This window comes from Roseateles sp. AC306, from assembly GCF_979253795.1.
This window is the reverse complement of record NZ_CEEDEB010000001.1, coordinates 289,881-314,146: the sequence shown is the minus strand read 5'-3', so window position 1 is coordinate 314,146 and position 24,266 is coordinate 289,881. Positions and strand designations below refer to the sequence as shown.

The 24,266-nt window shown below is 70.1% G+C and carries 19 protein-coding genes; 12 read left to right on the top strand and 7 right to left on the bottom strand.

The genetic code is table 11. From position 1 onward, the window contains the following. Positions 1–11 precede the first annotated feature (11 nt). Complete coding sequence (locus AC0IZJ_RS01365) at positions 12–662, top strand: DUF1345 domain-containing protein (RefSeq protein ID WP_471845877.1); 651 nt, start codon at positions 12–14, stop codon at positions 660–662. On the opposite strand, the gene purN is transcribed toward AC0IZJ_RS01365, so the two are convergent. Beyond that, positions 655–1,287 carry a phosphoribosylglycinamide formyltransferase gene (purN, locus tag AC0IZJ_RS01360; protein ID WP_471845875.1) on the bottom strand — a complete coding sequence of 211 codons (633 nt, stop codon included), beginning with the start codon at positions 1,285–1,287 and terminating at the stop codon, positions 655–657. The two genes, AC0IZJ_RS01365 and purN, sit on opposite strands and share 8 nt — an antisense overlap. A gap of 154 nt (positions 1,288–1,441) precedes the next feature. Between purN and trpS the strand changes: the two genes are divergently transcribed. Genes trpS through AC0IZJ_RS01345 form a run of 3 tightly spaced genes read left to right on the top strand, consistent with a single transcriptional unit; the run spans position 1,442 to position 4,178 of the window. After that, positions 1,442–2,434, top strand: a complete 993-nt coding sequence (gene trpS / locus AC0IZJ_RS01355) for a tryptophan--tRNA ligase (protein WP_471845873.1) — start codon at positions 1,442–1,444, stop codon at positions 2,432–2,434. After that, complete coding sequence (locus tag AC0IZJ_RS01350) at positions 2,431–2,838, top strand: DUF3717 domain-containing protein (protein ID WP_471845871.1); 408 nt, start codon at positions 2,431–2,433, stop codon at positions 2,836–2,838. The genes trpS and AC0IZJ_RS01350 overlap by 4 nt, the downstream gene beginning before the upstream one ends. Further along, the gene (locus tag AC0IZJ_RS01345; protein WP_471845869.1) at positions 2,835–4,178 is read left to right on the top strand and encodes an MATE family efflux transporter; all 1,344 of its coding nucleotides are present in this window, start codon (positions 2,835–2,837) and stop codon (positions 4,176–4,178) included. The genes AC0IZJ_RS01350 and AC0IZJ_RS01345 overlap by 4 nt, the downstream gene beginning before the upstream one ends. On the opposite strand, the gene AC0IZJ_RS01340 is transcribed toward AC0IZJ_RS01345, so the two are convergent. From AC0IZJ_RS01340 to ettA, 4 genes are all read right to left on the bottom strand, one after another. Continuing rightward, positions 4,175–5,566, bottom strand: a complete 1,392-nt coding sequence (locus AC0IZJ_RS01340) for a sensor histidine kinase (RefSeq protein ID WP_471845867.1) — start codon at positions 5,564–5,566, stop codon at positions 4,175–4,177. The two genes, AC0IZJ_RS01345 and AC0IZJ_RS01340, sit on opposite strands and share 4 nt — an antisense overlap. Before the next feature lie 10 nt (positions 5,567–5,576). Next, positions 5,577–6,293, bottom strand: a complete 717-nt coding sequence (locus AC0IZJ_RS01335) for a response regulator (protein ID WP_471845865.1) — start codon at positions 6,291–6,293, stop codon at positions 5,577–5,579. A gap of 91 nt (positions 6,294–6,384) precedes the next feature. Further along, on the bottom strand, positions 6,385–6,882 hold the full coding sequence (locus AC0IZJ_RS01330; RefSeq protein ID WP_471845863.1) for a Spy/CpxP family protein refolding chaperone: 498 nt from the start codon (positions 6,880–6,882) through the stop codon (positions 6,385–6,387). A 145-nt stretch (positions 6,883–7,027) separates the two neighbouring features. Continuing rightward, positions 7,028–8,692 carry an energy-dependent translational throttle protein EttA gene (gene ettA, locus AC0IZJ_RS01325; RefSeq protein ID WP_471845861.1) on the bottom strand — a complete coding sequence of 555 codons (1,665 nt, stop codon included), beginning with the start codon at positions 8,690–8,692 and terminating at the stop codon, positions 7,028–7,030. Between the two features lie 153 nt (positions 8,693–8,845). Here ettA and AC0IZJ_RS01320 point away from each other — a divergent pair, with 153 nt between their 5' ends. The 8 genes from AC0IZJ_RS01320 (at position 8,846) to AC0IZJ_RS01285 (ending at position 22,975) form a co-directional block, all read left to right on the top strand. Continuing rightward, entirely contained in the window at positions 8,846–9,433 is a 588-nt protein-coding gene (locus tag AC0IZJ_RS01320) for a DUF642 domain-containing protein (protein WP_471845859.1), read from the top strand. Positions 9,434–9,498: 65 nt separating this feature from the next. Further along, on the top strand, positions 9,499–11,076 hold the full coding sequence (locus tag AC0IZJ_RS01315) for an ABC transporter substrate-binding protein (RefSeq protein ID WP_471845857.1): 1,578 nt from the start codon (positions 9,499–9,501) through the stop codon (positions 11,074–11,076). Positions 11,077–11,232: 156 nt separating this feature from the next. Next, entirely contained in the window at positions 11,233–12,747 is a 1,515-nt protein-coding gene (locus tag AC0IZJ_RS01310; RefSeq protein WP_471845855.1) for a DEAD/DEAH box helicase, read from the top strand. Positions 12,748–12,815: 68 nt separating this feature from the next. Next, positions 12,816–17,048 (top strand): SNF2-related protein, encoded by a 4,233-nt coding sequence (locus AC0IZJ_RS01305; protein WP_471845853.1) that lies wholly within the window; start codon positions 12,816–12,818, stop codon positions 17,046–17,048. A gap of 4 nt (positions 17,049–17,052) precedes the next feature. Further along, positions 17,053–18,966 (top strand): DUF3482 domain-containing protein, encoded by a 1,914-nt coding sequence (locus tag AC0IZJ_RS01300; RefSeq protein ID WP_471845851.1) that lies wholly within the window; start codon positions 17,053–17,055, stop codon positions 18,964–18,966. Continuing rightward, complete coding sequence (locus tag AC0IZJ_RS01295) at positions 18,950–19,615, top strand: Rossmann-fold NAD(P)-binding domain-containing protein (protein WP_471845849.1); 666 nt, start codon at positions 18,950–18,952, stop codon at positions 19,613–19,615. Before AC0IZJ_RS01300 ends, AC0IZJ_RS01295 begins: the two co-directional genes overlap by 17 nt. A gap of 73 nt (positions 19,616–19,688) precedes the next feature. Continuing rightward, a complete protein-coding gene (mnmC, locus tag AC0IZJ_RS01290; RefSeq protein WP_471845847.1) occupies positions 19,689–21,506 on the top strand; it encodes a bifunctional tRNA (5-methylaminomethyl-2-thiouridine)(34)-methyltransferase MnmC2/FAD-dependent 5-carboxymethylaminomethyl-2-thiouridine(34) oxidoreductase MnmC1 in 1,818 nt (605 codons plus the stop codon). Between the two features lie 128 nt (positions 21,507–21,634). Continuing rightward, entirely contained in the window at positions 21,635–22,975 is a 1,341-nt protein-coding gene (locus tag AC0IZJ_RS01285; RefSeq protein WP_471845845.1) for a methyl-accepting chemotaxis protein, read from the top strand. A gap of 15 nt (positions 22,976–22,990) precedes the next feature. Here AC0IZJ_RS01285 and AC0IZJ_RS01280 read toward each other — a convergent pair whose 3' ends face one another. Beyond that, a complete protein-coding gene (locus AC0IZJ_RS01280) occupies positions 22,991–23,566 on the bottom strand; it encodes a hypothetical protein (protein ID WP_471845843.1) in 576 nt (191 codons plus the stop codon). Between the two features lie 11 nt (positions 23,567–23,577). Beyond that, a complete protein-coding gene (rpiA, locus tag AC0IZJ_RS01275; RefSeq protein WP_471845841.1) occupies positions 23,578–24,237 on the bottom strand; it encodes a ribose-5-phosphate isomerase RpiA in 660 nt (219 codons plus the stop codon). Between the last annotated feature and the right edge of the window lie 29 nt (positions 24,238–24,266).

Sequence of the window (24,266 nt, the reverse complement as noted above, 5' to 3'; positions counted from 1 at the left end):
GCCTGCCCTGAATGAATCTCTGGACCCAGTTGCGCCTGCGCCCCCGGCTGCTGCTGGCCATCTTCGCCGGCAGCGCGCTCGCTGCGATCTGGCCGGGTCAGTTGCCGATGACGACGCGGCTGCTGCTGGGCTGGGACTTCACGCTCTGGATCTACCTGCCGCTGGTGCTGTGGATGATGCTGGGCCGGGCCGGCGCGGTGAATGTGCAGCAGCGCGCCAAGGGGCTGGTGGAAGGCTTGCCCGTGATGTTGCTGCTGGCTGTCAGTGGCGCGCTGGCCAGCTTCGCCGCCATTGCGCTGGAGCTGGGCTCAGCAAAAGGCAGCCACACGGCCGATGGCTTGACGCTCACGTTCGCCATCGCCACGGTCTGCAGCTCCTGGCTGCTGCTGCCGGTGGAGTTCGGCATCGCCTACGCGAGCCTGTATCACGGCGGTGGCAAGGCCGCGCACGGGCTGGAATTTCCTGGCGACGACGGGCCGCCGGACTATGGCGACTTCCTCTACTTCTCGATCACCGTGGCAGCCACGTCGCAGACCTCGGACGTCAGCGTCAGCTCGCGGGCCATGCGCCGCCTGGTGTTGGCCCAGGGGCTGCTGTCCTTCATCTTCAATACCGTCGTACTGGCCTTGACGGTCAACATCCTCGCCGGCCTGATCAGTTGACGAAGAGCTGCTGCGCGGCGCCGTCGCGGTGGGCGACCCGCTCGCCATCCCACACCAGCGCATCCTCAACGAACCAGCGCACCGATTGCGGATAGATGCGGTGCTCGGCCGTCAGCACGCGGGCGGACAGCGCCTTGGCGTCGTCTCCCGGCAGCACGGGCACGGCGGCCTGTACGACGATAGCGCCGTGGTCCAGCTCGGCGGTAACGAAGTGCACCGTCACGCCAGCGATCTTGCAGCCCATCTCGATGGCCCGCTCATGCGTGTGCAGGCCCGTGAAGGCGGGCAGCAGCGACGGGTGGATGTTGAGCATGCGGCGCGCGTACCGGGCCGTGAAGCCGGGCGTCAGGATGCGCATGAAGCCCGCCAGCACGACGAGGTCGGGCGAGAAACCGTCGATGACGCGAGCCAGTTCGGCGTCGAATTCCTCGCGACTGGCATAGGCCTTGTGGTCGACCACGGCGGTGGCTATGCCGTGCGCGGCAGCGAAGGTCAGCCCGCCTGCGTCGGGCCGGTTGCTGATGACGGCGGCCACCTCGGCCGGCCATCCCTCGGCCGCGCAGGCCTTGACGATGGCCTCCATGTTGGAGCCCCGCCCCGAAATCAGAATCACCAGTCTCTTCATCGCCGGGCCGCCCCAAGATGAAGAACGCCCCCTCGGGGGGCAGTGGCCACACGAAGTGTGGGCGCGTGGGGGTCATGTTCCATGGGCCCGCAGTGTAAGGACCCCACCCCTGTCATTCGGCAGGGCACCGGCCTTGAACGACAATCCGCGCCCCATGACGACACCCGTCCTTTCCCGACAGCGCGTTCTGTCGGGCATGCGCCCAACAGGCGCACTCCACCTCGGCCACTACCACGGCGCCCTCAAGAACTGGGTGGGGCTGCAGGACAGCCACGACTGCTTCTTCTTCGTCGCCGACTGGCATGCGTTGACGACGCAGCGCCCCAGCGGCGAGACGTTGGCGCGCAATGCCTACGAGATGGTCACCGACTGGCTGGCCGCCGGCGTCGACCCCGAGCGCTGCACGCTGTTCCTGCAAAGCCGAATGCCGGAGCACGCCGAGCTGTTCACGCTGCTGGCCATGTGCACGCCGTCGAGCTGGCTGGCGCGCATGCCGAGCTACAAGGATCAGGTGGCCGCCGACCCCGAACTGGCCACCTACGGCTTCCTCGGCTACCCGCTGCTGCAGGCGGCCGACATCCTGCTCTACAAGCCGGCCGGCGTTCCGGTGGGCGAGGACCAGGCGGCCCACGTCGAGGTGACCCGCGAGGTCGCGCGGCGCTTCAACCGCCTTTATCAACCCGTGTTCGTCGAACCGCAAGCCCTGCTGACCGAGACCGCCCGCGTGCCCGGGCTGGACGGCCAGAAGATGAGCAAGAGCCTCGACAACGCCATCGCCATGCGCGACGCGCCCGAGGTCACCGCCGCCAAGGTCCGCACCATGCCCACCGACCCGCGGCGCGTGCGCCGCACCGACCCCGGAGACCCGGCGCGCTGCCCCGTGTGGCCGCTGCACCAGATCTACACCGACGAAGCCGCGCGCGCGGCCTGCGACACCGGCTGCCGCACGGCCAGCATCGGCTGCCTGGACTGCAAGCAGCCACTGATCGAAGCCATCCAGCGCGAGCAGGCGCCCTGGCGCGACCGTGCTGCGGCGCTGGACCCACAGCAGCTGCAATGGACGCTGGAGGTCGGCACCGAACGCGCCCGCGCAGTGGCGCGCAAGACGCTGCGCGAGGTGCGCGGGGCGATGGGGCTGGTGATTTGAGTTCCACGATTCATGTGACGGATCTCGAAGCAGCCATCAACTGGTGGCGCGAGCGTTCGCCGTCGCCAGACGGCATCAGCGCGGCACCCGAGGTACGTGCGCTGGCCACCGCCTACGCACTGCTCGCCTGGAACCGCGCCACCGAGCTGGACGTCGCCTCGCTGAGCGACAAGGCGCTGGATGCTTGGCTCGCCTGGTACACGACGACCCCGGACTCGCCCTGCATCGCCATCTGTTCCACCGCCCAGGGCGACCCCATCTGCAAGGGCTGCGGCCGCACCTTTGACGAAGTGCAGCACTGGCCCGGGCTGGACCCGTTCGAGAAGCGCATCGTCTGGCATCGCATCGTTCAGGAAGGGACGGCCTGGCGTTTCAACCGCTACGCGGAACGGGTCACGCGATGACCCGAATCAGATTCGTCGACAGCGTCCGCCGCCTCGTCCCGCTGGCCTGGCCCGTCCTCGTCGGCCAGATCGCCGTGATGATGTTCAGCACCATCGACACGCTGATGATGGGCCGCGTCGGCCCGGCGGACCTGGCCGCGCTGGCGGTCGGCTCGGCCGCCTACGTGACCATCTTCGTCGGCCTGATGGGCGTCGTGCTGGCCGTCGGCCCCATCGCCGGCCGCCAGTTCGGCGCCGATGATCTGCCCGGCGCGGGCCAGACCTTCGTGCAGGCGCAGTGGTTGGCGGTGCTGCTGTGCGTGCCGGGCTGCCTGGCGCTGTGGTTCCCCGATCCCTTCATCTGGCTGGCCCAGCTGGATGCGACGCAGGCCGCCAAGGTGCAGGCCTACACCCGCCCCGAGGCCTTCGCACTGCCCGCCGCCCTGCTCTTCACAGCCTTCCGCGGCTTCTCGACCTCGGTCAGCCGGCCCAAGGCCGTCATGGCCATGCAGCTGACCGGCCTGGCGGCCAAGGTGCCTTTGAATGCGGTGCTCGTGTTCGGCTGGGGGCCCATTCCTGCGATGGGGGTGGCCGGCTGCGGCTGGGCCACGGCCATCGCCATGACGGCGCAGGCTCTGGTGGCGCTGTGGCTGCTGCGGCGAGACGCCTTCTACCTGCCCTTCCGCGTGCCCCATCTGTGGCAGACGCGGCCCGACTGGCGGCAACTGGCGGGCTTGGTGCGCCTGGGCCTGCCGATGGGCGGCTCCATCCTCGTCGAGGTGACGGGCTTCACCTTCATGGCGTTTTTCATCGCACGCCTGGGCGCGACGCCGGTGGCCGGCCATCAGATCGCGGTCAACCTGGTGGCCATGATGTTCATGATCGCGCTCGCCCTGGCCATGGCGGCGCTCACGCTGGTGGCTCAGCACCTGGGCGCCGGTCAGAAGCGCGAGGCGCGCATCGTCGGTCGACATGCCATGGTGCTCGGGGCTCTCGTGGCGGCCACCGTGGGCGCTGTCGTGGCGTTGGCGCGGGAGCCCATCGTGGCGCTGTACACGTCCAACCCCGACGCCGCCGCGGCGGCACTGCCGCTGCTGGTGTGGGTGTGGTTCTTCCACCTCGGCGACGCATTGCAGACGGTGGCGGCCCACGTGCTGCGCGCCTATCAGGTGGCAACGCTGCCGATGATCATCTACGTCATCGCGCTGTGGGGCCTGGGTATCGGCGGCGGCTACTTCCTTGCCTTCGGCACCAACGGCAACGGCGCGGTGGGTTTCTGGCAGGCAGCAACTGGCGGCCTGCTCGCGGCAGCGCTGCTGCTCAGCCTGCTGCTGAAGCGCGTGTTCGACGCGAACCGCTAGCTCTGGGGCGTGGCGGCAGGCAGGAAGATGACGAAACGGCTGCCGCCGCCATCGCGCGCCAGGCAGCGCACGCTGCCACCGTGGCGCTCCGCAATCTGCTTGACCAGGCTCAGCCCCAGGCCCACGCCGCCCGCCATCTCGGCGTGGCCGGGCAGGCGGTAGAAGGGCTCGAAGATGCGCTCGCGCAGCTCGGCTGGCACGCCAGGGCCGCGGTCGGCGACGGCGAGCTCATAGCCGCCGGCGACCGGGCGCAGCGACAGCTCCACCTCAGGCCCCCCGTAGCGGCGGGCGTTGTCGAGCAGGTTGCGCAAGGCGCGGCGCAGCAGGCGCTCCTGGCCGTCGACGCGGGCGGTGTCGGTCTCGGGCTCGAAGGCCGCCTCGGCTCGCGCGGCTTCCTCGGCGCCCAGGGCCAGCAGCTCCACCACATGGGTTTCGCCGACGGCACTGCCCGCTTCCAGGCGGCTGGCCAGCAGCACCTCCTCGACGAGGGCATCCAGCTCCGCGATGTTGACGTCGATCTCGCGCGCCAGGCGCTCGCGCTGGGGCGGCGCGGCGTCGTCCAGCATGGCGAAGGCCATCTTCAGCCGCGCCAGGGGTGAGCGCAGCTCGTGGCTGGCGTTGGCCAGCAGGGTCTGGTGGGAGCGCAGCAGCGTCTCGATGCGCTCCGCCGCCTGGTTGAAGCTGGTGGCCAGCGCGGCCACCTCGTCACGACCGCTGTCGTCGACGCGATGGGCCAGCTGACCGGAACCAAACTGCTCCACGCCGCGCTTGAGTGCCTCCAACCGGCGCGTCAGGCGGCGCACGACCGGATAGGCCCCCACTGCCACGCCGACGAAGAGCAGCAGCAGCACGACGGCCAGCGTCGACACGGCCGGCGCGCCGGGCGACACCGGGCGGTGCAGCCAGGGGCTGGTCCAGGGGCCTTCGTCCACACGCTGCGGGCGGACGCCCTGGCCAGAGCCGCCCGGCGCCGAGGCAGCGGGGCCGCCACCCTGGAAATTCGGAGGGCGCACGCTGCGCACCATCTCCAGGCTGCGGCCATCGCCCAGGTTGGCGCTGACGATGATGGCGCCGGGATCGTCGGCGCGGCGCTGGTACATCTGCGTCGTGCCAATGCGCTTGCCATTGGCATCCTCCAGCGCGAGCGGCATGCGCAGGCGCAGGCCCCAGTCGGCGAAGGCAGCAGCCTGGGCCTCGCGCGGCGCATCGGCCGGAGGCAGCGCAAGCTTGAGCAGCCCGGCCATCGCATTCAGCCGCTCACCCGCCGCCAGCTCGACGTTGCCGCGCTCCTGCTCGATGTGGCGCTGGAACAGCCAGGCCGAGCCGAAGGCAAACGCCAGCAGCAGCGCCACCAGCGTCAGGTATATGCGAACGTAAAGCGACTTCAAGCTGGGAACTTCACGCGTTGTCCGCGTCGGCGTCCTGCTTGCGGGCGAAGACATAGCCGGCTCCGCGAACCGTCAGCACGCGGCGCGGGTTCTTGGCATCGTCCTCGATGACCGCCCGGATGCGCGAAATGTGCACGTCGATGGAGCGGTCGAACGCCTCGAGCGGATGGCCCTTGAGCGCGTCCATGATCTGGTCTCGGCTCAGCACGCGGCCGGGGCTCTGCGCCAGCACGACGAGCAGGTCGAACTGGTGGCTGGTCAGGTCGCAGATCTTGCCGTCCAGGCGCGCCACGCGGGCAGCCAGGTCGATCTCCAGTCGGCCGAAGCGCAGCACCTCGTCGCCATCGAGCTTGGGCTCCAGCCGGCGCAGCAGCGCCTTGATGCGGGCCTGCAGCTCGCGCGGCTCGAAGGGTTTGGCGAGGTAGTCGTCCGCACCCAGCTCGAGGCCGAGGATGCGGTCCATGGGTTCGCCGCGGGCCGACAGCATGAGCACCGGCTGGTGGCGCCAGCGCGCATCGCCACGCAGCCAGCGGCAGAAGTCGAGGCCGTCGCCATCGGGCAGCATCAGGTCCAGCACCAGCAGCTCGTAGCGGCCGTGCGCCAGCGCATCACGCGCCTGCGCCAGGCTGCCGGCCGTGCTGACTTCAAAGCCGGCAGCGCGGAGGTAGTCACCCACCATGCCGGTCAGGCGGGTGTCGTCGTCGATCAACAGCAGTCGGGCACTCATCGGCGGGGCTGGCGAGGTAAACGGGGGCCGGCGCGTTTCGGCGCCGGTGGGTCGGGGCTCAAGCATCGCAGAACTCCTCGCTGTGGGGCAATCAGCCAGCGCGGCGATGCGCGGCTGCCCGGGCCTGGCGCTTCTTCATGACCTCGGCGATCTTGGCGCGCTGCTCGGGCGACAGCACGCGGGCGGCGTCGATGCTGGCCTGGCTGAGGCGCTTGGAGGCGGCCTCATGCTGGGCACTCATCTGGGCACGCGTGGCCTCGATGGCGGCAGCGTCGATGTTGGTCGCGGTGTAGAGCGTGGCCATCTGCTGATGCAGCTTCTTGCCCGCTTCGCGCTGGCCGGACAGGTCCTGGCGCGCGGCCTTGAAGATGGCTTCGATCTGGCTGCGCTGCGCGTCCGTCGCATTGACGACGTCCAGCATGTGCTCGATGTGGCCGCCGAACAGGCCGCCGGGCGCCATCATGGCTGGGCCACCGCGGTGGTGCCCGCCATGACCCGCCGCTTCGGCATGGGCAGCAACACCACCAATGGCCAGCGCCGCAGCCACCGTGGCAACGCGAAACAGGTTCTGGATCTGGAAGGTCTTCATCACGGGTCTCCTGGAAGGAAGAGGGAGTGACGTGATCTTCTGAGCAGCCTGTGTGGGATCTTTGGGGGTGGGGTAAAGAACTGTGTCGCGTTGTCGTCGCCAGGCTTACGGATGAAGCCACCCGTAAGCCTCGCGACAGCGCCGCTCACTTGATCGGCTTGAAACGCATGCGCTTCGGACGCGCGCCTTCCTCGCCCAGGCGCTTCTTCTTGTCGGCTTCGTACTCATGGAAGTTGCCGTCGTAGAAGAACCACTGCGAATTGCCTTCGCAGGCGAGGATGTGCGTGCAGATGCGGTCCAGGAACCAGCGGTCATGGCTGATGACCATGGCCGAGCCGGCGAACTCCAGCAGCGCTTCTTCCAGCGCGCGCAGCGTTTCCACGTCCAGGTCGTTGGACGGCTCGTCCAGCATCAGCACGTTGCCGCCCTGGGCCAGCGTCTTGGCCAGGTGCAGGCGGCCGCGCTCACCGCCGGACAGCGCGCCGACGAGCTTCTGCTGGTCGTTGCCCTTGAAGTTGAAGCGGCCGAGATAGGCGCGGCTGGGCATGATGAACTTGCCGACGATGATGTTGTCCAGGCCGCCGGAGACGTCCTGCCACACGGTCTTGTCGGCCTCCATGCTCTCGCGGCTCTGGTCGACGAAAGCCATCTTGGCCGTCTTGCCGATTTTGACCGTGCCGCTGTCCGGCTGCTCCACGCCCTGCAGCATGCGGAACAGCGTCGACTTGCCGGCGCCGTTGGGGCCGATGATGCCGACGATGGCGCCGGCCGGCACCTTGAACGACAGGTTGTCGATCAAAACGCGATCGCCGAAGCTCTTGCTGACGTTCTCGAACTCGATAACTTCATTGCCCAGACGCTCGGCCACGGGGATGAAGATTTCGTTGGTCTCGTTGCGCTTCTGGTAGTCGACGTCTGAGAGTTCCTCGAAGCGGGCCAGACGCGCCTTGCTCTTCGCCTGTCGACCCTTGGCGTTCGAGCGCACCCACTTCAGCTCCTCCTTCATCGCCTTGGCGCGGGCGTCTTCGCTCTTCTGCTCGCCTTCCAGGCGCTTCTCCTTCTGGTCCAGCCAGTCGGAGTAATTGCCCTTCCAGGGGATGCCGTGGCCACGGTCCAGTTCAAGAATCCATTCGGCCGCGTTGTCCAGGAAGTAGCGATCGTGGGTAATGGCCACGACGGTGCCGGGGAAGCGTTGCAGGAACTGCTCCAGCCACTCGACGGATTCGGCGTCCAAGTGGTTGGTGGGCTCGTCGAGCAGCAGCATGTCGGGCTTGCTGAGCAGCAGGCGGCACAGCGCCACACGACGCTTTTCGCCGCCGGACAGCACGCCGATCACGGCGTCCCACGGCGGCAGGTTAAGCGCATCGGCAGCCATTTCCAGCTGCAGGTCGGTGTTCTCGGAGCCGGCAGCGGCAATGATGGATTCGAGCTCGCCCTGCTCCGCGGCCAGCGCGTCGAAGTCGGCGTCTTCTTCGGCGTAGGCGGCATAGACCTCGTCCAGGCGCTTCTTGGCCGCCAGCACGCCGCCGATGCCCTCTTCCACCGCCTCACGCACGGTCTGGTCAGGGTTCAGGCGCGGCTCCTGCTCCAGGTAGCCGATCTTGATGCCCGGCATCGGCGTGGCTTCGCCTTCGTACTCCTTGTCGACGCCCGCCATGATCTTCAGGATGGTCGACTTGCCCGAGCCGTTCACGCCCAGCACGCCGATCTTGGCGCCGGGGAAGAAGCTCAGCGAGATGTCCTTGAGGATGTGGCGCTTGGGGGGAACCGTCTTGTTGACACGGTTCATCGAAAAAACGTACTGGGCCATGGCTGCGATGCTGAGGTGATGCGCGGCGGGCTGCCGCGAAAGGCGCGATTGTCGCCGCAGCGCGCATCGACCCGTGCGGATTGCACATTCCGCCTGCCGAGTCCCCGCGCTCGCGGGATGAGCTGCCAGCCGCGGATCAACACAATGCAAGGCATGAAAACCCTTGCCATCCTCAGTGCCGCCCTGCTCGCCACCGCTGCCCAGGCGCAGACCGTGTTCAGCGACAGCTTCGAAGCCAATGTGCTCAACCTGAACACGGTGCCCACCGGCTGGACCGTCACCAACGCCGGGACGGTCGACGTCATCGGCGCCGGTCTGTACGGCGAGCTGTGCGCCGGCAGCGGCACCTGCATTGACCTGGACGGCAGCACCGGCCTGTCCGGCGTGCTCAGCCGCAGCGTCACGCTGACGGCCGGCACGACCTACACGCTGAGCTTCGACCTCGCCGGCAACCGCCGCAGCGCGGGCACCGAGACCGGCACTGTCAGCTTCGGCACCGCCAGCCTGAACTACAGCCTGGCCGACAGCAGCGGCGCTGCCCCCTACCAGCACCTGTCACTCGCCTTCACGCCTGGCGTGACCACCTCGTACACGCTGAGCTTCGCCAACTTCGGCGGCGACAACCAGGGCGCCATCCTGGACAACGTCACGTTGACGGCCGCCGTGCCCGAGCCGGCCAGCGCAGCGCTGATGCTGCTGGGCCCGGGCGGCGTCATGCTGCTCAAGCGCAAGCGCGACTGACCAAGGGCGGCGAACCGGCCGCCTGCACCCCTAGACTGGCCACCCGTCGTATCGATGAGGTGGCCATGTCGTTTCTGCGCTCCGTCTGTCTGATCCTGACCTTGCTGGGCGCGCTGCCGGCAACCGCCCAGACCCTGCGCTGGTCCAGCCAGGGCGACATGCAGACCACTGATCCGCATTCGCAGAACGAGGTCATGACCAACAGCCTGAACAACCAGGTCTACGAGGGTCTGACCCGGCGCATGAAGGACATGAGCATGGCGCCGGCGCTGGCGACCGAGTGGACCCAGGTCACGCCGCTGATCTGGCGGTTCAAGCTGCGCCCCGGAGTCAAATTCCATGACGGCACGCCCTTCACGGCCGAGGACGTCGTGTTCTCCATGCAGCGCCTGCGCGACGACAACGCGCCGCAGCGCGTCTACGCCAACGCGGTCGGGATACCGAAGGCCCTGGACCCGCTGACCGTCGTCTTCACCCTCGACAAGCCCAACCCCATCGTCCCCGAGCTGCTGGGCAACCTCTTCATCATGAGCCGGCGCTGGTGCGAGGAGCACCGCGTCACTCGGCCGCTGAACTTCAAACAGCAGGAGGAGTCCCATGCCAGCCAGAACGCCAATGGCACCGGCCCCTTCATCCTGGTCAGCCGCCAATCGGGCGTGAAGACGGTCTTCAAGCGCAATCCCAACTGGTGGAACAGGTTCGAGGGCAACCTGCAGGAGTTCGTGTACATGCCGATCTCCAACGACGCGACGCGCACGGCGGCCCTCATCTCGGGCGAAATCGACTTCGTGCTCGACCCCGCGCCGCGCGACGTGGCCCGGCTGCGCACCATGCCCAACCTGAAGGTGCTGGACGGCGCCGAGAACCGCATCGTCTACATCGGCATGGACCAGACGCGCGACAAGCTGCTCTACGGCCAAGCGCCGGGCGACAAGAACCCACTGAAGGACCTGCGCGTGCGCAAGGCCCTGTATCACGCCATCGACATCGAGGCGATCAAGACCAAGCTGATGTCGGGCTATGCCCTGCCCACCGGAGGCCTGACCTCCTCGCCGCGGGGCGCCTACAGCGATGCGAAGCTGGAAACCCGCCTGCCCTATGACGCAGCCCAGGCCAGGAAGCTGCTCGCCGATGCCGGTTACGCCGACGGCTTCGACATCACGATGGACTGCCCCAACAACCGCTACGTCAACGACGAGCGCATCTGCATCGCGCTGGCCAGCATGTGGGCGCAGGTCAAGGTCCGCGTGAAGGTCAACGCGATGCCGCGCACGATGTTCTTCCCCAAGGTCGAGAAGTTCGACACCAGCCTCTTCCTGGCCGGCTGGGGCGGTGGCTCAACCGACGCCGACGTCATGCTGACACCCGTGCTGCGCAACCGCGGCGAACACGGTGTGGGCGTGGCCAACTACGGCGGCATCGTCAACAACGAGGGCGACGCGCTGGCGGCCGCCTCCACCATCGAGCCCGACGCCAAGAAGCGTGAGGCCCTCGTCAAGGGCGCTCTGCAGGCCTACCGTGACCAGGTCAACATCATCCCGCTGCACCGCCAGGTCATCCCCTGGGCCATGAAACGCAACATCAGCATCCCGCATTCGCCCAACAACTGGGCAAGCATGGACTGGGTCACGGTCGGCAAGTAGCGCGGCCCGTTAGAATGCCGGCCATCCGCCGCGCTTCTCAGTCTTGCGCGGCGTTCTCTTTTCAGCCCCTGCACGCTGCCCGCCCTGCCCGAAGACTGGCGTCGCTCCCCGCGACGCGGCAGGCGATGCGACCAGGCGTGCTCACTCCCCTACCGAATGAGTTTCGATTCCCTCGGCCTGGCAGCGCCGCTGCTCAAGGCCATTGCTGACGCTGGCTACACCACCCCCACGCCCATCCAGGCCCAGGCCATTCCCGCCGTCTTGAACGGTGGCGACCTGCTGGCCGGCGCCCAGACCGGCACCGGCAAGACCGCCGGCTTCACGCTGCCGCTGCTGCACCGCCTGTCCACCGGCGAGAAGCTGCTCAACAAGCGCGGCAAGATCGCCATCCGCGCCCTCGTGCTGACGCCCACCCGCGAGCTGGCCGCCCAGGTCGAGGAAAGCGTGCAGACCTACGGCAAGTACCTGCCGCTCAAGAGCATGGTCATGTTCGGCGGCGTCGGCATGCAGCCGCAGATCAACAAGCTGCGCGACGGCGTCGACATCCTCGTCGCCACGCCCGGCCGCCTGCTCGACCACGCGCAGCAAGGCACGCTGGACCTGTCGCAGGTGCAGATCCTCGTGCTCGACGAAGCCGACCGCATGCTCGACATGGGCTTCGTGCACGACATCAAGAAGGTGCTGGCCCTGCTGCCGGCCAAGAAGCAGTCGCTGCTGTTCAGCGCGACCTTCAGCGACGAGATCAAGAACCTCGCCGACCGCCTGCTCAACGCCCCGGCGCTGATCGAGGTGGCCCGCCGCAACCAGACCGCCGAGGCCATCGAGCAGAAGGTGCACCCGGTTGGCCGCGAGCGCAAGAAGGAGCTGCTGGTTCACCTGATCAAGGGCGGCAAGGACGGCGCGCCCTGGCAGCAGGTGCTGATCTTCACGCGCATGAAGCACGGCGCCAACCGCCTGACCGACTACCTGAACGACCAGGGCATCAGCGCCATGGCCATTCACGGCAACAAGAGCCAGGGTGCGCGCACCAAGGCGCTGGCCGACTTCAAGACCGGCGACCTGACCTGCCTCGTGGCGACGGACATCGCCGCCCGCGGCATCGACATCGACCAGCTGCCGCACGTCGTCAACTTCGAGCTGCCCAACGTGGCCGAAGACTACGTGCACCGCATCGGCCGCACCGGCCGCGCCGGCGCCACGGGCGAGGCGGTCAGCCTGGTCTGTGTCGACGAGAACGGCTTCTTGAAGGAAATCGAGCGCCTCATCAAGCGCGAGATCCCGCGCGAAATCGTGCCCGGCTTCGCGCCTGATCCGAACGAGCGTGCCGAGCCGATCGTGCTGGGCCGCACCGTGCTGAACCCGAACGGCAGCCGGGGCCGCAACCCCAACCCGCCGGCCGGTGCCAATGGCCGTGGTGGCCGTGGCGGCGGTGGTGGTGGTGGCCGAGGTGGCGACAGCCGTGGCGGTTCGCGCGACGGTGGCCGTGACAACCACGGCCGCTCCGGCGGCGGCAAGCCCGCCGGCCACACCGGCGTGGGCGGCGCCAAGACGGCCGCGAAGCCGCACGCCGAGCACGCACCTCGCGCAGCCGGTGCCCAGCCTGCACGCGGCAACGGCGGTGGCGCCCCGCGCCACACCAACGGCCCGCGCCTGACGCAGCCCAAGCGCTGATCACCAGCGCATTGCCAAGCGGCCCGCCCTGTGCGGGCCGTTTTTATTGGCTGATCTAATCCCGCGCCATGGCCCGCTCCCCGCTCGACAACTCGCTCAAGTTCGACCTGCCCGATGGCACGGTCGTCACCGCCCAGGAGATGCTGCGCAAGATCCAGGAGGCCAAGGCCGCCGAGCGCGCCCAGCAACTCGCCGCGCCCGGCGCCCTGCCCGAGAGCGACCTGCAGACGCTGCTCGACGCCCTGCTGCTGCTGGGCGGCACCGCCAGCATCAATGCCGTCATGCAGTGGCTGTCGCTGACCGGCCGCGAGCGCGCCAATGGTGAGACCTTCGACCACTACGCCACCCGCGACGGCCTGCAGGCCCTCGTCTTGCAAGGCCGCGCCGAGGGGCTGACGGGCAAGGGCACGCGCGCCTCGCTGGTCGATCACGTCGAGCGCCTGCAGACCCTGCTGGCCGCCCCCGGCGCTGCACGCTACTGGCGTCAGCGCCTGTGGTTGCTGGGCTCGGGCCGGGGCGACTGGGAGGACCCCATCGCCTGGGTCAACTTCCGCAACGCCGAGGACATGCGCACGGTGCTGCGGTTGATGATCTTCTCGGGCATGCCGGCCGCCGAGTTCCGCGAGGTGCTTGCCACCCGCCTGCCCGAGCTGAGCCCTCCGATGCTGGCAGTGCAGGCGCTGATCGACCCCTGGTGCCCCAGGCTGCTGGGCCAGATCGACGCCGATCTGCGCGACGGTCTGCTGGGCCAGTTGCTGGACATCCTGCCCGCAGGCCATCCCATTCGCGCCGAAGTGCGCGCCGGGCTGCAGGCCGCCACCCAGCCCCTCAGCATTCCCATGCGCGCGCGACTGGCCGAGGCCGACATGCTGGCGCTGCAACTGGACCGTGCCGAGCAGCATCTGCACGGCCTCGCCGGCCCCGGCGTCACGCTGCTGGCTGCCACGCGCGCCCTGGTGGCCGGCCGCTGGGCCGAGGCGAGCGCGACCTTCGAGGCCGCCATCAAGGCCATCCACACCGCCAGCCGCAGCCGCCGCAACGCGCTGTCGCTCGACACCGCACGCCTGTACCTGCTCAGCCTGCTGGCTCAGGACGACCCCAAGGCCTGGGCGCAGGCGCGCAAATACGCGATTGCGGAATCTGGCAGCCGCAGCCCGACTGCCTACGAGGCCTGGGGCCTGTGGGCCCACGGCATCGGCGTCAAGCTGGGCGAGGACAGCTTTCTCGAAGCCGCCTTTCATCCCCGCGCACCGGGCGATGCCGCGCTGCCGGACCGCCTGCTGCTTGCTGCCTGGCTGGGCAAGCCCGCACCGGCATGGACGCCCCAGCTCGCGCAAGACCTGCTCGCCAACCTCGGCCCGGACGAAGCCCTGCTGGCCGACTATCTGAGCGCAGCCCTCCAGCGCCTCGAACTGGGCGGCAAGGGGCCACAGAGCGTCGCCAACTTCCTTGGTCAACCGCGCCAGGCCTGGCAGGACGCGCTCGCGGCCATCGCTGCCCTCAGCGACGACGGCAAGGCCGCCGGTACCGCGACCAAGCCGGAGCTGGCCTGGCAGCTCAGCCTGGACGCCGCCGGGCGCGTCCACACGCTGGAGCCACTTGAGATGAGCACCAGCGCGCGCGGCGTCACCAAGTTCAAGGCCGTGACGCTGGCCAAACTCAAGAAACAGGGCGCCCAACGCAGCCGCGACAACCTGGTGCTGCGTCACATCGAGCGCGATGCCTGGGCCGGCGTGCACGACCTGCGCCTGGACGTGAGCCAGGCCATGGTCGCGCTGATCGGCCACCCGCACCTGATGTTTGCCGATGCGCCGGGCCAGTGGGTGGAGCTCGCAGAGGGCCTGCCCGAGCTGGAGATCCGGCGGGTCGGCGCCGACGCCGCTGCCGCCTTCGAGTTCCACTTGCACCCGCCGCTGACCACCGCCGACCCTGCGCACGCCGGCATGCTCTACGGGGCCCAGGCCGAGGCGGAGCGGGAGCGCCGCAACACCCAGCGCGTGCTGCGCGAGGGCCCGACGCGCGCCCGTCTCATCCGCATCACGCCCACGCAGCGCCGCGTGGCCGAGCTGGTCGCCCAGGGCTGGACCGTGCCGGCCGCCGCCACGCAGGAGCTGGCCGGAGCGCTGCAGGTGCTGACCGGCCACTTCCAGTTGCACAGCGATGCCGAGGCCGGCGAGCGTGTGTCGGGCGACAGCCGCCTGCGCGCCCGCCTCACGCCCCAGGGCGACGACCTGAGCCTGCTGCTGGTGGCCCAGCCCTTCGGCGATTTCGGCCCCGTCGTCACGCCGGGCGCGGGCCGGACGCGGCTGATGTGCCTGCACGAGGGCGTGAGCCTGACGACCGAGCGAGACCTGGCCGTGGAGGCGCAGCACCGCGCCGACGTCATCGACGCCCTGCCCTTTCTCGACCCCGAGCAGCCGCCCGACCAGCCCTGGCTGCTGGCCGATGCCGAGGAGGCGCTGGCGGCCGTCGAGCGCCTGCCCGGGCTGGAGGCAATAGCCGCGCTGGACTGGCCGAAGGGCAAGCCGGTGCGCGTGAAGCCGCTCGAGAGCGCGGCCGTGCAGATCGAGGTCAGCAGCGGTCGCGACTGGCTGGGCCTGACCGGCGAGGTCCAGGTGGACGAAGGCCGCGTGCTGGGCCTGCAGGAGCTGCTGGCGCTGAGCCGGTCCAGCAAGAGCCGCTTCGTGCGCCTGGCCGAGGGCCATTACCTGGCGCTGTCCGAGCAGTTGCGCCAGCAGCTGCGCGACCTGGACGCGCTGGCCCAGACCAGGAAGGGCGAGCTGCAAGTTCCGAAGGCCGGTGCCGCCTGGCTGGAGCAAGGCCTGGCCGGCACCCGGCTCAGCGGCGACAAGCCCTGGCGCGAGCGCCTGGCCCAGCTTGCGGCCGCCGCCGCGCTGCAACCCCAGCTGCCGCGCGCGCTGCGCGCCGAGTTGCGGGGTTATCAGATGGAAGGCTTCGCCTGGATGAGCCGGCTAGCCGCCGCAGGCTTCGGCGCCTGCCTGGCCGACGACATGGGCCTGGGCAAGACCGTGCAGACGCTGGCCCTGCTGATCGAACGCTGCGCCGCCGGGCCGGCGCTGGTGCTGGCCCCCACCTCGGTCTGCGGCAACTGGCTGAGCGAGTGCCAGGCCTTCGCGCCCGGCCTGACTGCAAAGCTCTACGCCGAGACAGGCGACCGCGACGCCCTGCTCGCGCAAGCCGGGCCGGGCGATGTCATCGTCGCCAGCTATGCGCTGGCGCAGATCGACGCCGAACGCTTTGCCGCGCGGCGCTGGGCCACGCTGGTGCTGGACGAAGCCCAGGCGCTGAAGAACGCCGCCACCAAGCGGGCCAAGTCGGTGGCCGAGTTCGATGCCGACTTCCGGCTCGCGCTGTCGGGCACGCCGGTCGAGAACCGGCTGGCGGACCTGTGGTCGGTCATGAACCTCATCAACCCCGGCCTGCTGGGTACGCCGCAGCAGTTCAACGAGCGCTTTGCCGGCCCCATCGAGCGCCAGCAGGACGCCGCCGTGCGCGCCCGGCTGCGCCGCCTGGTGGCGCCCTTTTTGTTGCGCCGGACCAAGACCCAGGTGCTGCAAGACCTGCCCCCACGCACCGAGATCGTCCACCGCGTGGAGCCCAGCGAGCAGGAGCGCCACTTCCTCGAAGCCCTGCGCCGCGATGCCCGCGAGGCGGTGTCCAAGGCGGCCGCTGCCGGTGCCGGTGCGCCCATGCAGGTGTTGGCCGAGCTGATGCGCCTGCGCCGCGCCGCCTGCGACCCCCGCCTCGTGTCGCCCGAGCTGGGCCTGATCGGCAGCAAGATGGCCGAGTTCGAGCGCATCGTGCGCGAGCTGGTGGACGGCGGCCACAAGGCGCTGGTCTTCAGCCAGTTCACCGACTACCTGGACCTGCTCGGCGAGCGACTCACGCAGATGGCCGTGCCCCACCAGCGCCTGGACGGCAGCACGCCGCAGGCCGAGCGCACCAGGCGCGTGGCCGCCTTCCAACGCGGCGAGGGCGAGGTCTTCCTCATCAGCCTGAAGGCCGGCGGGTTCGGTTTGAACCTGACAATGGCCGACTACGTGCTCATCGTCGACCCCTGGTGGAATCCCGCCGCCGAAGACCAGGCCAGCGGCCGCGCCCACCGCATGGGCCAGCAGCGGCCGGTGACGGTCTACAGGCTGGTGATGGCCGGCTCGGTGGAGGAGCGCATCATCGAACTGCACCGCAGCAAGCGCGGCCTGGCTGAGGGGATGCTGGAAGGCCACGAGCAGGCCAGCCCGCTGGACGCGCAGGCGCTGGCCGCCTTGCTGGAGGATTGACGCGTTGAACCAGCCGCCTCGACTCGTGGCGCCCGAGCCCGACGCACGGCGAGTGGCGCTGCTCGACTGGGCGGAAACTCATGACCTCGGCGCGCTGTGGTCTGCCGACGACGCGCGCTGGGCCACGCAGCAGGCGCGCGCCGAGGGCGCGGCGGACTTCCGGCTGGCACGGGCGCGCCACGCGGCCCAGCGCCTGGGCGAGCGCGATGACCGGCTGACCCAACTGCTGGCAAGGCGCCTGTGGTCGGGCAGCTGGGCAGTGGCGGCCGGGGTGGCGGGCCTGGCGCTGGGCCTGGGCATGGACCGGCTCGGCGGCCAGCAGCTGAACCTGCTGGCGCTGCCGCTGTGGGGCGTGCTGGCGGTGCAGTTGCTGGCGTACGGCTTGTTGTCCGTGCTGGCTTTCAGGCGGCCCTACGCACCGGCCAAGGACGGCCTGATCCTGCGCCTGTGGCAGCGGCTCCTGACGCCGGGCGCCCGAGGTCGCGCCAGCCAGGCGCTGGCGCACTGGTGGCGGCTCAGCCTGCCGCTGCAGGCGGCGCGCTGCGCGCTGCTTTGGCACCTCGCCCTGCTCGGACTGAACCTGGGGCTGATCGCCGGCCTCTACCTGCGCGCCCTCGGGCTCGAGATCCTGATCGGCTGGGAAAGCACCTACCTCGACGCGGCCCAGGTGCAGCGCCTCGCCAAAGTGGTGCTCGCGCCCGCAACCTGGCTCACGGGTCTCGCCGTGCCGGACGTCGCCCCGCTGCGCCACGGCGCGCTGCACGGGCCGCAGGCGCTGGCGGCGGACTGGCTGCACCTGCTGGCGGCGACGGTGGCGCTGGTGGCCCTGCCCCGGTTGCTGCTGGTGCTGCACGCGGCCCAGCGCGGCTGGCGGCTGGCGCGCGCCCTGCCCTTGAACGTGGCCAGCGGGCCCGCCGACCTGCGTCTGCGGGTGATCGACCCGCAGCGCCGCCTGGCCGGCAGCCTGCTGGGCGAGGCCGGCGAACGGCTGAGCAGCCCGGAGGGCGACCGCCTGCTGGTGACACTGGCCGACACCGGACCCGAAGGTCTGCCCGCCACCTGGGGCAGCCGCGCACTGGCGCTGCTGAGTGCCGCCCCGGTTGCGGCGCCGGCGTTCGACCTGTCCATCCTGGCCGACAGCCTGCCCGCCGCATCGCCGGGCTGGCAGGCGCAGCGGCGCCAGTTGCGCGCGCTCGGCATGCTGTGGCCGACCGCCCTGCAGCCGGCCTGGCAGCGCCTGCTCGCAGCCTGGGAGGCGCCAATGCTGGCGCGCGAGGGCCAGGCGCAGCAGCTCATGGCCCTGGCCCTGGCCAACCTGTGCCTGCAGCCGCTGCACCTGCCGGCCGGCGCCGATCCGCGGGCGCAGCTGCGCAAGGCGGTGGAGCAGCAATTGCAGTTGCTGGCGGACAAGCTGCGCGAGCTTTACGGCCAGGATGCAGCGACCGTTGCGGTGCCCTCCGCAGCAGAGCACTGGCCGCACCAGGTTCTGCGCCCGAGGCCTGTCGCGCGCAATTCGGTGTTGGGCGGTGTCGCAGGCGGTGCCGCCACCGGCCTGGCTGCGGATGTCGCCGCCGGCGGCCTGACGCTGGGCGCCGGGGCGCTGATCGGCGCCGTCGTCGGTGGGGTGGCCGGCAGCGGGCTGACGGACTGGTTGAACCGACGCCAGGGCCGACGCACAGCCACGTTGCAGATAGAGCTGGCAGAGGCTGCGCCGCTGCTGATCGGCGAGGTGCTGAACATTTGGCTGACTTTGATCGGTCTGAGGCTGCCAGCCGCGAAGGTCCAGGACGTGCTCGCCGCGCTGGCTTGGAACCATGCCTTTCAGGGCAATCCGCCGCAGGTGCAGTCGCAACTCGGCCGACTGCTTGCGCAAGCCTGCGACACACTTTTGAGAGACGCCGATGCCGCACACGGATGACCTGACCTGGCTGGCTGGCGCGAGTGGCCTGGTGGGCCGCGCGCTGCTGACCGAACTGGCGGGCCGCCCCTTGCTGGCCCTGCTGCGCCGGCCGGTGCCCGGCCTGGCTTCGGGGCCGCGCCTGCACACCGCCCCGGTGGACTACACGCAACCCGCATCGTTCGCCGCGCTGCCGGCACCTCGCCAACTGTTCATCGCTCTGGGCACGACGATGGCCCAGGCCGGATCACGCGTGGCGTTTCGTGCGGCGGACTTCGACGCCGTGCTGGCCGTGGCCCGCGCCGCACGAGAGGCTGGCGCCGCGCACTGCGGCTTCGTTTCGGCACTGGGAGCGAGCGCGCAATCCAAGGTTTTCTACAACCAGGTCAAGGGTGAGGCCGAGGACGCACTGATCGGGCTGGGCTTCGAGCGCCTCGTCATCGCCCGGCCCTCGCTGCTGGACGGCGAACGCGAGCAGTTGAACCAACCCCACCGTACCGCGGAGGCCTGGACGCTGAAGCTGGTGCGCCCGCTGGCCGGCTTGATCCCGGCCACCTGGCGACCGATCTCGCCACAGCGCATCGCGCGGGCGATGCGCCTCGTGCTCGATGCGCCCGGCCCTGCGGTGCGCGTCATCGAATCCGGCGAGATGCAGCGCCTGGGCGCATGAGCGCAGCGCCGGGCCGCCCCAAGCAAGCTCGCTCCCGCTCGGCGGGACAGCGCGTAGCGCGAAGGTTGCACAAGTGAAGTCGCCTGCTGTCACGCCCGCCGAGGTCGACGCCTCCGACCCCGAGGCGCTGGCACAGGCCCGCCATGTCTTCGTCGCCGGCAACGGGCTGCCCGGCCGCTGGCAGGGCCGCGAGCGCTTCGTCGTGCTGGAGACGGGCTTCGGTCTGGGCCACAACTTCCTCGCCACCTGGGACGCCTGGCGGCAAGACCCGGCACGCTGCGAGCGGCTGGTGTTCGTCAGCGTGGAGAAGCACCCGCTGACGCGCGACGATCTGGCTGTCGTCCACGCCGGCAGCGAACTGCCCGAACTGGCCGCCGAACTCGTCGAGCGCTGGCCGCCGCTGACGGCCGGGCTGCACACGCTGAGCTTCGAGGGCGGCCGCGTCGAGCTGCTGCTCGGCCTGGGCGACGCCCGCGAGCTGCTGCGCGAACTGGTGCTGGACGCCGACGCCCTCTACCTGGACGGCTTTGCGCCGCAAGGCAACCCGGAGCTGTGGGACGAATGGCTGCTGAAGAGCCTGTCCCGGAACTCGGTGCCCGGCACGACGGCCGCGACCACGAGCATCTCGCGGCCCATGCGCCGGGCGCTGGCCGCGCAGGGCTTCGAGGTGGCGCCGGCGCCCGGTTTTGACAGCAAGCCGGAGATGACCGTCGCCCGCTTTGCGCCGCGCCACACACCGCAGCGGCCGGTCGGGCGCGAGGCGGTGGCGCCGGGGGCAAGGCACGCCATCATCCTCGGCGCTGGCCTCGCAGGTGCGGCCTGCGCGCTGGCGCTCTCAAGGGCCGGCGTGGCCTGCACCGTCGTCGACGCCCTGCCCGGCCCGGCGCAGGCCAGCTCGGGCAACCCGGCCGGCCTCTTCCACGGCACGCTCAACCCGGACGACGGCCCGCACGCGCGCTTCAACCGCGCGGCAGCGTTGGGGACGCAAAGCCTGCTGGCCGAACTGGGCCTGCCGCACAGCCAGGGCCTGCTGAGGCTGGAGACGCGGCTGGCGCTGGCGCAGATGCAGGGCGCGCCGGGCTATGTGCAGGCTCTGTCGATCGAAGAGGCTTCGGCGCGGGCCGGCACGCCTCTCGGCCATCCGGCTTGGTTCTACCCCGGTGGCGGTGCGCTGGACCCGGCCGCCTACACGCGGGCGATGCTGGCGGCGAGCGGTGCCGAACTGCGGCTGAACACGCCCGTCGCCACGCTGTTCGAGATGGCCGTCGGCTGGCAGTTGCTGGATGCCCGCGGCCAGCTCATTGCCCAGGCACCCCTCGTCGTACTGGCCGGCGGCCATGCCCAGTTGCCGCTGCTTGGCGAGCTCGCCGACGACCTCGTCGTGCAACGCGGCCAGCTCACCCACCTGGCCGAAGCGCCCTGGCAGCCCGGCCTGCCCGTGGCCGGCGACGGCTATGCGATTGCCGATGGCCACGGCGGTGCGTGGTGCGGCGCGACGGCGCAGGACGGTGACCTCGACCCCGCGCTGCGCGAGGCCGACCAGGCCGAAAACCTCGCACGCTACGCCCGCCTTGCCGGTCTGAGCGAGGCGCCACTGGCGCCGCTCGCCGGCCGCGTCGCCTGGCGCCTGGTTGCCGCAGACCGCCTGCCCCTCATCGGCGCCCTGGCCGCACCGGGCCCGCTGGCCGCCCAGCTGCGCCTGCTGCCGCGCCGGCCGGGCCTGCTCGTCTGCACCGCCTTAGGCTCGCGCGGCATCACGTGGGCGGCGCTGGCCGGGCGCCTGGTGGCGGCGCTGGCGCTGGGCTCACCACGGCCGCTGGAGGCCGAACTGCTGGATGCCGTCGACCCGCTGCGCTTCCCGTTGCGGCGTCAGCGCCGGCCTGGGCGCTGAGCCAGGGGTTCGGGCAACTATTGCCGCTTTGCCCGCTTCATCGCGCTTCCGCCACAACAGGCACGGGCGCACACTGCGCCGTGTTGCCGGGCCTGCCCGGCTTTCCCAATATTGATGGAGACGACGGCATGTTCGGTTCAGGCAGCGGTTCGCAACGGCTCAAGGTGTCGCTGGGCGTTGTGCTCGGCGTGGTGACCGTGGGGGTTGGCGTGGCGCTCTCCGGTCTTGGCGACAACGCGGGCTCGGCCAAGACCTGGCTCATCGCCAGCCTTGTCATCACCTGGCTGGTCAGCCTGTTCGCGTTGCTGACGACCGGCAGCGGCAAGGGCTCCAGCCTGCATGCCGCCACCGAGGCCGCCGAGGCGCTGGCCCGTTTCGACCTGACCCACCCCATCCCCTCTGGCGGCTCCGACGAAGTCGGCCGCCTGTTGACGGCGCTGGACGGCACGCAGCGTTCACTGCAAAAGCTCATCGGCGAAGTGCGCGGCGCGGCCGACAGCATCGGCACGGCCAGCGCCGAGATCGCCACCGGCAACCTGGACCTGAGCCAGCGCACCGAGCAGACCGCCAGCAACCTGCAGAACACCGCCTCGTCGATGGCCGAGCTGACCGGCACGGTCAAGCAGACCGCCGATGCCGCGATGACCGCCAACCAGCTTGCCAGCTCGGCCGCTGCGGTGGCCCAGCGCGGTGGCGACGCCGTATCCCAGGTCGTCGCGACCATGGACCAGATCAGCCACAGCTCGCGCAAGATCAACGAGATCATCGGCACCATCGACGGCATCGCCTTCCAGACCAACATCCTGGCGCTGAACGCGGCCGTTGAAGCGGCCCGCGCGGGTGAGCAAGGCCGCGGCTTCGCTGTCGTGGCCGGCGAGGTGCGGCTGCTGGCTCAGCGCAGCGCCGAGGCTGCCAAGGAGATCAAGAGCCTCATCAGCGCCAGCGTCGAGCGCGTCGACTCCGGCACCCAGCAGGTGCAGGCCGCCGGTGCCACGATGACCGAGATTGTCGCCAGCGTGCAGCGCGTGACCGACATCATTGGCGAGATCAGCGCTGCCGCCCGCGAGCAGAGCGAAGGCATCGGCGTCGTCAACGGCTCGGTCGTCCAGCTCGACCAGATGACGCAGCAGAACGCCGCGCTCGTTGAAGAATCCGCCGCCGCCGCCGAGAGCCTGCGCGAACAGTCCACCCGCATGGCCGAGGTCATCAGCGTGTTCAAGCTGAGCAACGCCGGCCAGCGTTCGACCGCGCCGGCCAGGTCGCCCGCGCACAAGCCGCTGGCCGCCAAGCCCAGCAACTTTTCCAAGCCTGTCGGCAGCGCCTCCAGCGGTTCCAGCGCCGCGAAACCGGCTGCCAAAGCCACCCCTCGCCCGGTCGCCAAGGCGCCGGCGCCTTCCGCACCCGCCCCGGCGCCCCGCGCCGCACCAGCGGCCGCACCGGCTGCGGATGGCGATTGGGAAACGTTCTAAGCCGGCCGCGCCGGTTCAGTCTTCAGCAGGGGCGCCAGTTGGCGCCCCTTTTGCTTTGTAGCTCGCCTTGCGGCCGCGCGCGGGGTACCAGACCTCGCGCTCCACCCAGTGCCGCAGCCGGCCAGCATCGTCATTGCGCTGTTCGCCCAGCCAGGCCAGCGCAGCGTCGTCCAGCAGGTAGATGCCATCGGGCAGCTCGCGCATGCCCTGCGGCCAGCGCAAGCGCAGCCGGGATGCCGGAACGCGCGTGCCGAGCGCGGTGGCCAGGTCATCCAACGCCAGCCAGCGCCGGGCCTCGAGTTCGTCATCGACGACACGGATGCGGTGGCCCTTGAACTGGTAGAAGTGGCCTTCCACGGGCCGAAAGGCCAGGCCTCGCGCGGCGCGCCAGACCGTCGCAAAGAAGGCCATCTGGTCGCCCGCCATGACGTGCGCCCAAAGCATGAGGCTGACCAGCAGGCCCACCCAGCCGGTTGCCCACCACCCGAAACCGCTCACGGCCGAGCAGACGGCCACGCGCAACAGCAGCGCCCGCCACCAGTGATGGCGTTCGTGCGAAGCCGCGTCGAAATCGAGCGGCTTGCGCGGCATTCGGCGCTTGTTCAGAACGTCAGCGTCTGCACGCCGTCCACGCCCCCCAGCAGGCAGACCTGGGCCTTGTGGCGCGCGAACACGCCGACCGTGACGACGCCGGGCCACTGGCTGACCTCGGCCTCGAAGGCCAGCGGGTCGGTGATGGCAAGGCCCGTGACGTCGAGGATGTGGCAGCCGTTGTCGGTGACGACGCCGGCCCGCAGCTTGGCGTCGCCACCCAGCTTGGCGAAGCGCCGCGCCAGCTGCGCGGCGGCCATGGGGATGACTTCGACCGGCAGCGGGAACCTGCCCAGCGTGGGCACAAGCTTGGAGGCGTCGGCGATGCAGACGAATTTCTCGGCCAGGTCGGCAACGATCTTTTCTCGTGTCAGCGCGGCACCGCCACCCTTGACCATGAAGCCCTTGCCATCGATCTCGTCTGCACCGTCGATGTAAACGGCGAGGCCGCTCACCTCGGCGGCGTCGAGCACCTTGAAACCGTGCCTTTGCAGACGCAGCGTCGAGCGCTCGGAGCTGGACACCGTGCCGGCGACGGCGAGCCCGCTGGCGGCGAGCGCATCGATGAAGCAGTCCACCGTGGAGCCGGTGCCGACGCCGAGGATCTCACCCGGCGTGACATAGGCCAGCGCTGCGCGGCCGACGAGTTGTTTGAGCTGGTCTTGGTTCATGGCCGCGATTTTGCCGGGACAGGTGGCAC

Excerpts from the sequence above, each read along its gene's own strand:
- AC0IZJ_RS01365 (WP_471845877.1), top strand. The coding sequence starts at position 12 with ATGAATCTCTGGACCCAGTTGCGCCTGCGCCCCCGGCTGCTGCTGGCC.
- purN (WP_471845875.1), bottom strand. The coding sequence starts at position 1,287 with ATGAAGAGACTGGTGATTCTGATTTCGGGGCGGGGCTCCAACATGGAG.
- trpS (WP_471845873.1), top strand. The coding sequence starts at position 1,442 with ATGACGACACCCGTCCTTTCCCGACAGCGCGTTCTGTCGGGCATGCGC.
- AC0IZJ_RS01345 (WP_471845869.1), top strand. The coding sequence starts at position 2,835 with ATGACCCGAATCAGATTCGTCGACAGCGTCCGCCGCCTCGTCCCGCTG.
- AC0IZJ_RS01335 (WP_471845865.1), bottom strand. The coding sequence starts at position 6,293 with ATGAGTGCCCGACTGCTGTTGATCGACGACGACACCCGCCTGACCGGC.
- AC0IZJ_RS01330 (WP_471845863.1), bottom strand. The coding sequence starts at position 6,882 with ATGAAGACCTTCCAGATCCAGAACCTGTTTCGCGTTGCCACGGTGGCT.
- ettA (WP_471845861.1), bottom strand. The coding sequence starts at position 8,692 with ATGGCCCAGTACGTTTTTTCGATGAACCGTGTCAACAAGACGGTTCCC.
- AC0IZJ_RS01320 (WP_471845859.1), top strand. The coding sequence starts at position 8,846 with ATGAAAACCCTTGCCATCCTCAGTGCCGCCCTGCTCGCCACCGCTGCC.
- AC0IZJ_RS01315 (WP_471845857.1), top strand. The coding sequence starts at position 9,499 with ATGTCGTTTCTGCGCTCCGTCTGTCTGATCCTGACCTTGCTGGGCGCG.
- AC0IZJ_RS01310 (WP_471845855.1), top strand. The coding sequence starts at position 11,233 with ATGAGTTTCGATTCCCTCGGCCTGGCAGCGCCGCTGCTCAAGGCCATT.
- AC0IZJ_RS01305 (WP_471845853.1), top strand. The coding sequence starts at position 12,816 with ATGGCCCGCTCCCCGCTCGACAACTCGCTCAAGTTCGACCTGCCCGAT.
- AC0IZJ_RS01295 (WP_471845849.1), top strand. The coding sequence starts at position 18,950 with ATGCCGCACACGGATGACCTGACCTGGCTGGCTGGCGCGAGTGGCCTG.
- AC0IZJ_RS01285 (WP_471845845.1), top strand. The coding sequence starts at position 21,635 with ATGTTCGGTTCAGGCAGCGGTTCGCAACGGCTCAAGGTGTCGCTGGGC.
- AC0IZJ_RS01280 (WP_471845843.1), bottom strand. The coding sequence starts at position 23,566 with ATGCCGCGCAAGCCGCTCGATTTCGACGCGGCTTCGCACGAACGCCAT.
- rpiA (WP_471845841.1), bottom strand. The coding sequence starts at position 24,237 with ATGAACCAAGACCAGCTCAAACAACTCGTCGGCCGCGCAGCGCTGGCC.